The organism is Bacillus sp. FSL M8-0277, assembly GCF_037975305.1.
GTDB classification, from domain to species: domain Bacteria; phylum Bacillota; class Bacilli; order Bacillales; family Bacillaceae; genus Bacillus; species Bacillus pumilus.
The window spans coordinates 407,189-421,248 of record NZ_CP150255.1 but is presented as its reverse complement, the minus strand read 5'-3'; the positions used below and the strand labels follow the sequence as shown (position 1 = coordinate 421,248).

At 46.2% G+C, this 14,060-nt stretch carries 2 protein-coding genes; both read right to left on the bottom strand.

Annotated elements, in window-relative coordinates; genetic code table 11:
* Nucleotides 1–10,131, bottom strand: coding sequence for an amino acid adenylation domain-containing protein (locus MKZ05_RS02085; protein WP_339161162.1), 10,131 nt, complete (start codon nucleotides 10,129–10,131; stop codon nucleotides 1–3).
* A gap of 63 nt (nucleotides 10,132–10,194) precedes the next feature.
* Nucleotides 10,195–14,028, bottom strand: coding sequence for an amino acid adenylation domain-containing protein (locus tag MKZ05_RS02080; protein WP_339161159.1), 3,834 nt, complete (start codon nucleotides 14,026–14,028; stop codon nucleotides 10,195–10,197).
* Between the last annotated feature and the right edge of the window lie 32 nt (nucleotides 14,029–14,060).

Below are 14,060 nucleotides of genomic sequence, written 5' to 3'. Positions count from 1 at the left end.
CTACACCCAATCCAAAATCTGAATCTTGTTTTTTTCAGTCCAAACGCCGACATCCCCTGTCGGATAGAGGTATTCGCCAGTTTGATGTTTGAATGGATGCGGAATTTTATGCGTCTCCATCCAATCGGCAAGCTCTCCGCAAAGTGCCTTGATATCCTTTGCACCGATAAAAATATCTCCAGGAAATCCTACCGGCATGAGCTGATGCTCTTCGCTCAGAACATAGATTTCCGTCTCACACGAAGGATCATGAATAACTGAATAGACCTCTTCTTGATCTGGGTACAGCACGCTGACTTGTGCATTTTTCGCCCAATCGGTGATCATCCGCTCTTTTTCTTTATTTGTCACGATCGTGAAGGAAGAGAGTGGTGTCTCCACTTGTTCTGTCATGGCTTCAAGTGTATGGACCAGCTGCTGCATCAGCGATTGTATTTGTTTTTCTTTATATTGATTGAAGCGGTATGTGACCCGAAGCTCCAGCGTATCTCCCGGGACAGCCACAAGGGTCAGGTCATAGTTGGTTTCTTCATGACTAGCAATGTCTAAGATCCGTACACCATACGGCTCTACAGATTCAATCGGGTAGTTTTCAAACACGACAATGCTGTTGAACAATGATTCTCCATTCGGAATTTGGGTCATCTGCTGAATATCTGGGAGTACGGTATACTCGAATTCTCGCATGTGAAAAACCGTTTCCTGCGTCTGCGTAAGCAGTTCGGCAATGGTCCTGTCTGGTGTGATCGGCAAACGAAGCGGCAAGGTGTTAATAAAGAGCCCTGTCATGCTTTCAACCTCTGGTAAGTCCGCCGGCCGGCCAGATACTGTGACACCGAACACGACATCCTCTGAGCCTGAATGAAGGTGCAAGAGCAGACCCCATGCCGCCTGAATCAATGTGCTCATCGTGACCTTCTGTGTCCCTGTCATTTTGTCCAGCTTCTGCTGCATTTCAGGCGTCAGTTTGATACTAATTTGATCAATACCTGCTCCTTCATCCGAGGCTTGCTCTCCGTCTCCTGGAAGTGGTGTGACTCCCTCTACTCCTGACATATAATGTTTCCAGAACTCTTGTGCCTTCTCTTGATCCTGCTTTTGCAGCCACTCAATAAAATCTTTATATGGACGCACAGCAGGAAGGTTCATCTCTCGTTCATCCACAAGCGAGCGATACATTGAAAAGGATTCCTCAATCAAGCCGAACAGGCTCCAGCCATCAATTAAAATATGATGAAAGCTAAAAACAAACGTGCAAGTTTTCTCGTCACGATGGAACAAAGCGATACGAATGAGCGGTTCAGCCGTATTTTCCAAATCAAAATCCTTTGAACGATCGGATTGTAAATAACGCTCAATGGTTTTCTTCTGATCCATTTCACTCAGGTGGCGCACATCGTGCTGAGTGAGGTGAATGCTTCCTTCTGATTGAATCAATTGGACAGGCTCCTTTAGCCCCTCCCAAGCAAATCTTGTCCGTAAAATCGAATGACGTTCCACAAGCAGATTCCATGCTTTTTCATAGGCTTCGCCGTCCGTTAAGCCTTCGAGTGTCATATGCACCTGACCAAAATACGCCTGTGATGCTTGATCTAACAGTGCATGAAACAGCATCCCTTGCTGCATCGGAGATAATGGATACACATCTACCACATTGTCTGGAAGCTTATCTATTTGCTTTTGCGTCAGCTGGACCATTGGAAAATCAGATGGCGTAAAGCCGCCTTTTGCCTCTACACAATGCGTCAAAATGCCCTCCATTTTTTCTTTAAATCGTTCAGGTAACTGACGCACCTCTTCCTCCTGAAGCAGTTCACGATTGATCATAAAATTCATCTGAAGCTGACCACTGACAACGTATCCGTACACATCGATCAAATGCTGTCTTTCTGCTTTTGGGTCATGTACATGTCCATTTCGTTCATCTGCTATATACAGATTTGCCTCACCATCTATTTGATCTAACTGTCCAAGGTAATTAAAGCTCACCTGCGGCGCTGCCGTTTTAAGTAAACGTGATGCGGTCATGTATTGAAGTAAGCCATAGCCGATCCCCTTTTGCGGCACAGCTCTTAAGGTTTCTTTGACATCTTTAATTTGTCTCTCAACATCGGTTTGAATAAAAGGAATAAAAATAGGATAAGAGCTTGTAAACCAGCCGACTGTCCGTGACAAATCCATCTGTTCAAATAAATCCTCGCGTCCGTGTCCTTCTAATGTAATCAGTAGTGGCTTTCCAACAGCTTGCGCAAGTGCTGACAGGAGTAAATCGTTGACCTCTGTTCGGTACGCTTGTGATGCGTGCCTTAGTAAAATGTCTGTTTGATCCTTCGTCAATTGAATAGTCAGGATCTCTGCATGTTCTTCTATATTGAAAAGCGCAGGTGGTTGAAAAGGAGAACCTTCTTCCTCTTGATTCATGATCTTTTCCCAAAAAGGAACCTGCTCTTGTAATTGATCGGTTTGTGCATATTCATAGAGTGCCTCTGCCCACTGCTGATAGGAAGCGGTTTTCTTTGCAAGCGTGATCTCCTGCCCTGCCGCAACCTGCTTTAACCCATTTAATACATCTTCCTGTATGATGCGCCACGATATTCCATCCATCACAAGATGGTGGGCTGCGATAAAGAGTTCAGACGTACGATCACTTGTCTGAAAAAGAATAAATTTGATCAATTCTCCTCTCTCTAATGACAATGTTCCTTGACAAGCGCTTGTCTCCAAGCGAATTTGCTCTAGCGCTTCCTCGTGAGAAATATCCGTCAAATCAACGAAAGTGACACAAGGAATGATGCCAGGCGCACGAACGGTTTGAATCCATGTACCGTCTGCTGCTTTTGTATAAATGGCTCTCAGCATATCGTGATGATCGACAAGCTTTGAAAGAACTTGTGTTAACTGCTCAGGTTGTATCGATTGCTTGAATTCAATATGCGCTGATAGATTCCAATAATCTTGGTTTGTCATCGATTGTTCAAGAAACCAAGATTGGATTGGAAGCAGACGAACATTTCCTGTAACAGGTGATTGATCATAGGACACAGATACATCTGCTTTTTTCATAGCGCGTGCCAGCTGTGAAATGGTCTGTTTTTCAAATACATCTCTCGGCTGTATGATGTAGCCTTCCTGTGCTAGGCGTGCCACCATTTGTATGACAATAATAGAATCTCCGCCAAGCTCAAAGTAGTTATCATGAACACCGATTGAAGGAGTGCCAAGAAGCTGAGTCCACACCTTTTCCAGCACTCGTTCTTCCTCACTGAGTGCCTGATCTGCTGGTTTGTCTGCTTCTTCCTGTCTCCACATTGGCGGCGGGAGATGCTTTTGATCTACCTTGCCGTTTGGCGTGAGCGGCAGTTCCTCGAGCTCTATGAATAGGCTCGGTACCATATAATCTGGCAGTCTATCTTTTAACTTGCGTCGAAGGTCTTGCTGAGTCCATTCACCTTTTTGGACAAAGTAACCGATCAGGCGCTTATGACCACTCTCGTGCTGATGCGGAATAACCGCACATTCTACGATGTCTTCAACACTCAGCATAGCGGCTTCAATTTCTCCGCATTCGACGCGATGTCCGCGTATTTTCACTTGATGATCCATTCTTCCAAGGCAGTCGATGATGCCATTTGGGAGCCAGCGGCCCATATCACCTGTTTTATATAAACGCTCTCCTTTATGGAAAGGATGCGGGATAAATGATTGCGATGTTTTTTCTTCATCTCCAAGGTAGCCGAGTGCCAGCCCTGTTCCGCCAACGTAGATTTCTCCAATGACACCCTGCGGAACCGGCTGCAGCTGGTCGTCTAATACATAGGCTTGTGAATAAGCAATTGGCTGACCGATAGGAACGGTCGTCTGCCCTTCGTCTAATGAACGAATGTGATGCACACAGGAGAACGTCGTATTCTCAGTTGGTCCATAGCCGTTTAAAAGCCCTTCCGGTAAATACGGCAGTGCCTTGCGGATATGAGCAGCTGAGAGCGCATCACCACCGACCAATAATGCATCGAATCCAGATAAAGCTTCTGGATGTTCTTCTGTCAATCGGTTGAACAGCGGCACCGTCAGAAATCCTGTTGTGATCTTGTATGATGTCAGTGTATCAGCCAGTGTATCCATTGATAAAACTGTATTTCGATCGGTCAGGATCAGTCTTCCCCCGTTTAGCAGGGCTCCCCATATTTCATACGTAAAGGCATCAAAGGAGAAGCTAGCGATTTGTAAAATACGTGTATGTTCATCAAGGGTGACATAATCTGTTTCACACACAAGCCGGATGACTGCTTGATGCGGGATCAATACCCCTTTTGGCTGTCCAGTTGATCCTGAGGTGTAATTGATATAAGCGAGTCCATCAGGTTTTAAGGCAGCAGGTATGAGTTCTGCTTCTGATAAAAATTCTTCATATCCTTCATCAAGACAAATGAGTTCGGTTTGACTGATGGACACCTTTTTCAGCCATTTATTTTTTGTCAGTAACAGCTGAATACCTGTATCCCTCAGCATATAATCAATGCGGGCATCTGGATATTCAGGATCAATTGGCACATAGGCGCCTCCTGCTTTCACAATCGCCAGCACCCCAAGAATCATTTCAGGCGACCTGTCGATGAGCAGCCCTACTGGTTCATGCGGCGTCACACCTCGCTGCTGCAGAGAAGCCGCAAGCCGGTCGACTTTCTCTTGTAACACACGATACGTCCACTGCTCTTCCCCGAATTCGAGAGCGATGGCATCGGGTGACTTTCTCACCTGCGCTTCAAACCGTTCAGTGATGAGAAGCGGGCCTGCAGGCTGATCTGTTTTGCCGCTCCATTCATAGAGCAGCTGATGCTTCTCTTTTTCTGGCAGGTAATTCATTAGTCTAATCGGCTGTGCTGGATTTTCACAAATACGCTCAAGCAGCTGCTCGTAGTACTGAAGGAACCGGTCCATCGTATCGTCAGAAAATAAGTCCACATCATACTCCAGTTTTAGTTGAAGACCCTCCGCTCCTTCAAAAACAAACAGGGATAGATCGAATTTGGCGGTATCGTTATCTTCAATGGCTAAAACAGATGTCGCCTCCCCCATCGGAGAAGCCTCAAGAGGCAGATTTTGCAAAACGAACATGACCTGAAACAGCGGCTGTTTGCCAGCCTCACGTACAATATTCAGCTCATCTACGACCATCTCAAACGGCACATCCTGATGCGCATAAGCGCCCATTGTTGTTTCTTTCACCCGTTCTAATAGGTCAGTGAAAGCAGGATTCCCGCTATGATTGATCCGAAGTGCTAGCGTATTGACGAAAAATCCGATGAGCTGCTCCATCTCCGTCCGATTTCTCCCAGCAATGACTGATCCAATCACAAACTCATCCTGTGAAGACAAACGGTGCAGCAAGGTAGAAAAGGCAGTCAGTAGCGTCATATAAAGGGTGCTGTCTGTTTTTTTAGAAAGAGCTGCCAGCTGCTCAGACAGCGACTTCGACAGGTGGTATTTTTTCGTTTTTCCCTTGTAGGATTGAACGGCTGGCCGCGGGTAGTCATACGGCAAAACCAAATCTTCTACAGGGACAGCAAATTGCTCCTTCCAATAGGAAACCTGCTTTTGCAGCGTCTCTCCAGTCAAATACTCCTTCTGCCATAGGGCGTAATCCGCATATTGTATTGGCAGCGGCGAAAGATCAGGCTCTCTCTTGTCAATCATCGCTGTATACCATTCAGACAGCTCTCTTGCGGCAATCCCAACCGACCAGCCATCTGACACAATGTGGTGAATGGACATTAGTAGCAAATGATCTGTGTCCGACAACCGAATTAGTTTTACCCGAAAGAGCGGATCATGCTCTAAGCGGAAAGCTCTGCTTGCCTCTCTTTTTGCCCACTCAGCCGCTTTTTGTTCTTTTTCTTCCTGTGACGTCAGATCTGATAGATCCACCACTTCAAGCTCTGGAAGGGTCATATGCTCATGGATGATCTGCACCGGTTCATCGCCGCTCATGGCAAAGGAAGTTCTGAGCGATTCATGCCTTCGCACCATTTGCTGAAGACTGCGCTGAAGTACCTTCACATCTAAAGATCCATTCATCCGAAAGGAAATTGTATTATTGTAAAATGGCAGATCAGGCTGTAATTGATAGAGAAACCACTGTCTTTGCTGGGCATAAGACATCGGAATCTCCTGACCCTTTGCCATTTTCCACACCTGTACCGCTTCATCCACTTTTGCATGCGAATCGATCCATGCCGCTAATTCCCCAAGTCTCGTATGCTCAAAAAGAACAGCGAGAGGCACATCAAACCCCATTTTTTGTCTCACCGCAGACAGCATTTGCGTTGCCTTGAGCGAATGACCCCCGAGTAGAAAGAAATGATCACCACAGCTGACATTTGAGACATCAAGCAGCTCGGACCAAATGCTTGCCAAAAGTTTCTCCGTCTCCGTTTGAGGCGCTCTGTCCTCGGCTTCCTGTCCACTATCCTCAATGAGTGCTTTGAAATGCGCTTCATCCGGCATGCCATCCTCTGATTCTTTCCAATATTCCTCAGGAAATAGATGGACGGAATATTCACCAGATAGATGAGACTGCAAAGACGTATAAATGGACTGATACAGCCGTTCTTCAATGGCTTTTGTTTTGTCGGTTTTGAAAAAGACATACACGGCTTTCTCTGTTCGGCTCTTCGCATGGAGCATCTCTTGAATGTCCTGCTTCGACCGATCTAATCCCATATAAATGAGAGGTGCATCAGTCATCAAACATGCCAGCATCGTCTGCAAGCCCGCCCGCTTCGGAATCGGAAGATAGCCTCTTTCTTTTAACATGCCTTTGATCATTGAACCCTCACTCATGCCGATCTCATCCCACATGCTAAAGCTAAAGCAGTAAGGCTTCACGGTAGATGTCAGCCTCTGATAATGAGCAAATTGTTCAACGAACTCATTGGCAGCGCAATAAGCGCCTACGGTCATCCCGCCCTTTAACGTTCGTGCTGATGAGCTAGAAAGAAATAAGACATTATGCCGTTTAGAAGCCGCTTCATGAAGCGCAATCGTGCCATATACCTTTGCTTCGTACATCGCATGTAAGGACGCAGACGTCATGTCCGCAAGCAGCTCTTCTTGAATGATGCCAGCGAAATGAATCACACCATGCAGCCTTTTTCCATGAGCCACCTCTTGTCTCGAGATAAGGGCTTCAAGGGCTTTTGCATCCGTCAAGTCCACTTCTTCATAATGAACAGTGCCGCCGCGTTTTTCCGCTTGTTTCTCAAGTGAGGTCAATACGTCTTGCTGCTCCGCACTTAAAACCTCTCGTGCCTTTCTTCCAAGCAGCACAAGATGCGCGTGATAGGATGTTAGAAGATGTTCACTTAGCATCCGTCCTATTCCGCCAAGCCCGCCTGTCATCACGTAAAGCCCCGATGATTCAAATGGCGGTTTTTTCCTCTTTTGTTCCCTTTCCAGATGAAGCGGCGCTATAAGAGGAATATAACGAACACCTTCACGATAAGCAGCGACATGCTGACTTGTGCCATGGATGAGCTCTGTCATGATCGCCGATACATGAGAATGACCAACCGATTCTGTGAGAGAAAAATCAAGACATCGCACCTTGATAAACGGCCATTCATGCTGAACAGCTGTCATCAATCCCGCTGTTGTTGCTTTTTCCACATGATGTACTTTGTCTTCTGGCAAATTCATCGCATGAGCGGAGACAAAGGTCATCTCTACAGGTTCCTCATAGGCGGCGATCGCTTTTGTTACATACAATGCACTCATGCTGCCAGCTTTCTGCGCTTCCTTCGCCATTGCCGCTTGAAGTGTGTCTTTCTTGTTTGTGTAGTTCCAAAGGTGAATGATTTGTTTCACCGAAACGCCATACGAACGGAGCGTCTCAAAGAGTTGTTCGTAGTCTGACGGCCGATTCGGGTGGATGATGAAGTGAGTGGGTGTGAGTTGTGTGAATGCTTGACCCGGTTCAACCGTGATATAGGTTTGTTCATGGTTTGAGAGGAATTTCAATTGATCTGCCAGCCCTAACTCATCAGCAAAGATCACCATGTCCCCTTCTGTTTGCTTTTCCGTTTCATGAAGCGGAGCGGGTGTCCACTTCTTTTGATAACTCCAATCAGGCAAGGTGTGTTCATTTTCAAGTCTGATGTCCAGTTCCTTGATGATTTCGTCAAATTCACCTTCCTGCCACCTTGTCTTGAGCTGTGCCCTTTCTATTTTTCCAGAGCTTGTTTTCGGAAAGGCATGCTTCTGGACAGGAATAATCCTTGATGCATAAAGACCCATTTTTGTCGCAATATGGGTTTTAATGTGCTGGCTAGCCCTCATGATATAAGCAGGCTCATACAGCTTCGGTGTAAAAAAGAGAATCAGTTCATCGGATGCAGATGCCTCCATCCGAACGGAGCAAGCTGCCACAAAGCTTGTTTCTACGCCGGGTACTTCCTCTGCCATGGCTTCAATTTCATAGTTGTGATAATTTTTCCCGTTGATGATGATCATGTCTTTTTCTCTACCGGTTAATGTCAGTCTTCCTTCATGCAGAAAACCTAAATCACCCGTGTGGAACCAGCCCTCTGTTTGAAAAACCTCTTGATTCGCTTCGTCATTCTTGTAATAGCCCTTCATTGTCGTCGGCCCTTTGATTTGCACGCTACCAATATGATCTTCGGGAAGAAGCTCATGCTCATGGTTAACGATACGAATCGTGATACCCGGAATCGGTTTCCCGAGCTCTGTAAAGCTGACGGTTCCAGTTTCGCGTGCCTCTGCTGGTCTTAGCTGCTCTGTCAGCGATGTTTCCTCAAAGGTCAGTACCCCGCTGTTTTCATCTCCCCGCTCAATCGCAAAAGAGAAGACCACGGCTGATGAGATTTCTGACATGCCGAAAGCTGGTCTGATGACGTCTCCTTTTAAGCCGTGCGGAGCGAGCAGGTGTAAAAACCGGTGAATCGTCTTCGGTACGACCGCTTCTGCCCCATTGATCATACAAGTCATAGCAGAAAGATCCCACGATCCCGAAGAGATTTCTTTCTCATAATCATTGATCATCGCAAATGCGAAGTTAGGTGCCCATGTCTTCGTTGCACGATAGCGGTCCATCCAGTCAAGCCAGCGCAGCGGCTGAGCGATGAAGTCATCTGTTCTTGCTCGAATTTGCTCACAGCCTGTGTACACATTGACAAGATGGAACATGACAATGCCGCCAATATGATCTAATGGCATCCAGTCTAACGAGACATCCTCTTGTGTAAACCCATTGGCTGCCACTGTTCCTTTGACATTCGCCAGCACACTTCTATGAGAATGCTCTACGCATTTGGGCATCCCCGTACTTCCAGACGTTAAGATAAAAAAGACGGAATCATCGGGCGTGACTGGGTGTGCTTCTAGATCTCTTTCTAAAGTAAGCATTGGTTCAACGGCTGCCACACGTAATTGATCTGTATGCCACAGTAAAGCCAAGCCTTGCACCTCATCAATCAGCGAGTCATCCGTGAGAATGAGCGGATGCTCCAGCAGGTCCCAAGCGTGATGAAGCTTCTTCACTGAGGCATTCATTTCCCGATAGGTCGGGGCTGCCGACACAAGTGTTGGGACAAATCCGCCTAACACACATGCCCAAAAAGCCGTGACCATCGCATGATTCGATGAAAATTGAAAGAACACAGGATCTCCTGGCTCAAGCCCTAGTGCCCTTAAACCCGTCAACACCCGCTCGGCATCCTCCTTTAACTGCGCGTAGGATTGCGTGAGCTCGTTTTCACTATTGATGATATAAGTCAGCCCATTTGTTGTTTTGGCTGCCTCAGTTAGAGCGTCCTGCAAGGTTTGAGCTCCTGCCCGAACATCTATATCCCCTCCATAGGAAATGGCTGGGGGCATGTCCGCTAAAGCAGGTGAAGCCATTTGCGTTTGTATCCATTCAGCTGCGGCCTCCTGCTCCATGTGTTGGTCTAGAAATAAATGAGAGAGGTGATATGGCCGTGGTCGAATGGTTTTTTCACGAGAAAAAACAGCGAAGCGTTCGATTTCGTTGGTTTGTAAAATGGTTTTCTGTACATCTTGTAAAATCGTATCCATTGATTCATGTACATTCGATTGATTAATGGTTGATGGTTTCATATGAGTTCCTTCCCTTTTTTGTCAGGCAGGGCTGCCAATGTGCACCCCTGCCTCATCTAAAGTTCACAAGACTGTTTCTCTATTTTTATGATGGACTATTTCTTTAATTAGCTGTGCATTTCGGGCGGCACATTCTTTGTTTTTGAACATGTCGGCGTGCTGACCATAGCCTTGATATTGTCGATAAGCGCCGGTCGTCGCAGTTTCCCAATGTTCCATCCATTCTGGTATCGCAATGTTTTCTTCGGATTGGATGAAATCAATGTTTGCTTGTATCTCTCCTTGGTTCACCCCCTTAACAAAAGTTTCATAGTAAGCCCTCGTTTTTTGAGCAAGCGCGTCTTGAATGAGCTCCGCTTGGGCAAGTTCACTTTGCTTCGACTGATGGACGATCGCTGCAATATCGTCATCAATGGATCGTCCTTCTAAATCACTTTCTCCTATTTTCTTATAGGAATCGATCATGATGACTTTTTCGACGGTCCGCCCTGCTTGTTCGAGCGATTGAACAAGCTCAAAGGCTAGGTAGCACCCGCCAGAGTAACCCATCAAAGTCAGCGGTCCTTCAGGCTGAAGGTGCTGGATATGCTGAACGTATTGCGTGATTCGGTGATCAGCTTCAATAAAGTCAAAGGCGATCAAACGAACACCGTCGAGCGTTTTTGCGGCTTCCTGATAGATAAAGCCATAGCCTGGTAATGGGGGTAGAGCAAAGACTGTTGGCGTTTGAGATTCATTGAATACAAGATAGCCGGCTGCTTCCTGATCCTGCTGTTGAATATAACGGCTGATTGCTTCAATGGTAGGCGTCTCAAACAGCAAGTGAATAGGCACCTGAACATCGAATTCCTTCGACATCTTGGATAAAAGCGACATCGCTTTTAATGAATGCCCGCCAAGCTCAAAGAAATGGTCATCTGTGCTGATATCTTCTCGTTCAAGCACTTCCCGCCACATCACAAGTAGCTTTTGTTCTACCTCATTTACCGGAAGCTTCACATGACGGTTTCCTTGAGGCACCTCTGGCTTTGGCAGCTGACGTTTATCAACCTTTCCATTTGGCGTAAGTGGTATTTTCTCAAGTCTGATCAGGTCATGAGGCTGCATGTAAGCCGGAAGTTTTTCCTTCAGCCCTGATTTGATCACATCCAGTTTATCCTTCCACTCCTCCTCACACGTCATATAGGCGAGCAGCCTTGTATGCTGCGTGTTATGCTGATCAGCTATAAGAGCCGCTTGTTTTACACCTGGATGCATGAGAAGGTGGGCTTCAATTTCTGTCAGCTCAATTCGGTGACCGCGAATTTTCACCTGATCATCCACTCTGCCTGCATACTCAATCAAACCGTCCGTTCGAAAATAAGCCAAGTCTCCTGTACGATACAGCCTTTCTCCCGCAGCAAATGGATGCGCGATAAAGGCTTGTTTTGTCAGATCAGGACGATTCAAATACCCCTTCGCAAGCCCTTTGCCGCTCAGACAAAGCTCTCCGACCATTCCAATCGGCTGAAGCTGCCTGTGCTGACTCAATATATAAGCACCCGTCTGGTTGAGCGGCTTTCCGATTGGAATCGAACGCGCTTCCATCGGCAGAGCCTCATCGACTGGATAATAAGTGGCGAATACTGTTGATTCGGTTGGGCCGTAGACATTGATGAGTCTGCCTTTCCCCATGACAGCAAAAGCTTTCCTCACATGCTGTACCGATGCCCGCTCTCCTCCGAATAGCACCTTGCGCACACTACGCATCCAGTCGGTTTCTTCATCAACAAGGAGATTAAATAATGCCGTTGGAACAAACATGACAGAAATGTTTTCCCTTTTAATCAATCCCGTCAGCTCGCCCATGTTTAAAATGGTCTCTTTTTTCGGCAAGACAAGCTTCGCTCCGTTTAAAAGTGCGCCATACACATCAAATGTAAAGCCATCAAATACGCTGTTGGATAATGACAGCAGTGTATCTGTTTCTGAAATGGTTAAGTAGTTTGTATTTTTGACCACCCGGGCAATATTGGAATGGGTCGTCATGATGCCTTTTGGCTGACCTGTTGTACCAGACGTATACATGATGTAAGCCGTATCGTGTAAGCCTGCTTCAAGCGGCAGATTCTCTGAGCTCATCAGTGAAATTTCTTGATCATCTGCAAACAGATACTTTCCATCAAACGCAAGTCCCTTCACTTGACCGATAAAGGATGAGTGAGTCAGTAGATGCGTTGCCCCGCTGTCTTTAAGCATGTATTGAATGCGGCTTTCTGGATAATCGGGATCAATTGGCACATAGATTGCACCTGCTTTTAAGACAGCAAGTAGACTGACAATCAGTTCAGGCGTGCGGCCCGCTAAAATGGCGATGACCGTTTGATGCGTGACCCCATTTTTTTGCAAATGTCTTGCCAATCGGTTAGCTTGTTCATTCAGCTCCGCATATGTCATCGTGTGCTCACCTGCTGATAATGCGACCGCATTCGGCTGTTTGCGGACATTATGCTCAAACCATTTCGACAAATATAGCTGGTCATGCTCAAGCTCGGGCGCATTCCATTCCTCAAGAATCAGCTGCTTTTCCTGTTTCGTGACAAGTGTAAGTGTATGAACCGATTGATCAGGATGCTTGATCGCCTCGCTCATCAATAAACTCAGCTGCTCCTTTAACCGTTGAACAAATTGAGGATCAAATGCTTTTTTGTTAAAGGCCAGCTTCAATTGCAATTGTTCTCCTGGTGATGCCAGCAAATTGAGATCATAGTTCGATTTTTCATACACATTCATGTTTTCCACAGTAAATCCTAACCGCGCCTCTTGCTCGTCCTTCTTTGCGGCTGGGACATTTTCAAACACGACAATATGATCAATGAGTGGCTGATGACCTGTCTTTGCCTGAATATCATAAATCGGAATATATTGATGCGGCTCGGCTGCAAGAGACTGCTGCTGCGTTTCTGACAGAAGAGAACGGAATGTCATATCATCTGTCAGCTGAATTCTTCTTGGGATGACATTGATGAACAAGCCAACCATTCTGTCAACACCAGCTAAATCTGCCGGACGTCCCGACACAACCGTGCCAAACAGCACATCATTTGACCGCTGATATCTGCTCAGCAGAATTGACCAGACCGATTGCAGCACACTGCTTAACGTCGCATTTTGCTGGAACGCTAACTCTGATAAAGCAGCCGTTTCTGCCTTACTCATCGACCATTCCAATTCGCCTAATTCATGTTCATTCGTTTGCTTTCTCTGTTCTTTAAAGGTAGATTGCCCATCAAACCCGGCTAATGATTGCTGCCAATATTGAAGTGATGCTTGTTTATCTTGTTTTTCAAGCCATTGAATATATTCTTTGTACGGTTTAACCGGTTCCAGTTTGTAAGGGATGTCATGTAAAAGGGCATGATAAATCGCAAATAACTCCTGCACCACAAGCCCAAAGCACCAGCCATCAAGAAGGATATGATGGTAGCTCCATATCCAGCGATAGCTGGCAGGGCCCGTTTGGAAAACAGTTGCCCGCATGAGAGCATCCTTCGAAAGGTCAAATCCTCTCAGGCGATCCTGTTGTTTAAATGTCTCAAGACGTACAAGCTGTTCGTCTTCAGAAAGATTCTGCATGTCCACCACATCAAGCGTAAAAGGACGTTTCTTCAGCACAACTTGGACAGGGCGCTTCACTTTTTCGTGGAGAAATACGGTACGAAAAATATCGTACCGCTCCACGATGACATTCATGCTTTTCTCAAGTAAGTCATGACGCAGTGTGCCCTTTACGTTCATATCCATTTGCTCTACATAAAAGCCCTTTTCTTGGTGATGGAGGGTATGAAACAGCATGCCTTCTTGCATCGGTGACAGATAATACATGTCTTGAACTTGATCCCTTTTAAATGAACTCATCTATTTCATCCTCCCTTCCCGTTTTTATGACT

Coding starts and splice junctions, on each gene's coding strand:
- MKZ05_RS02085 (WP_339161162.1), bottom strand. CDS start 10,131: ATGAAACCATCAACCATTAATCAATCGAATGTACATGAATCAATGGAT.
- MKZ05_RS02080 (WP_339161159.1), bottom strand. CDS start 14,028: ATGAGTTCATTTAAAAGGGATCAAGTTCAAGACATGTATTATCTGTCA.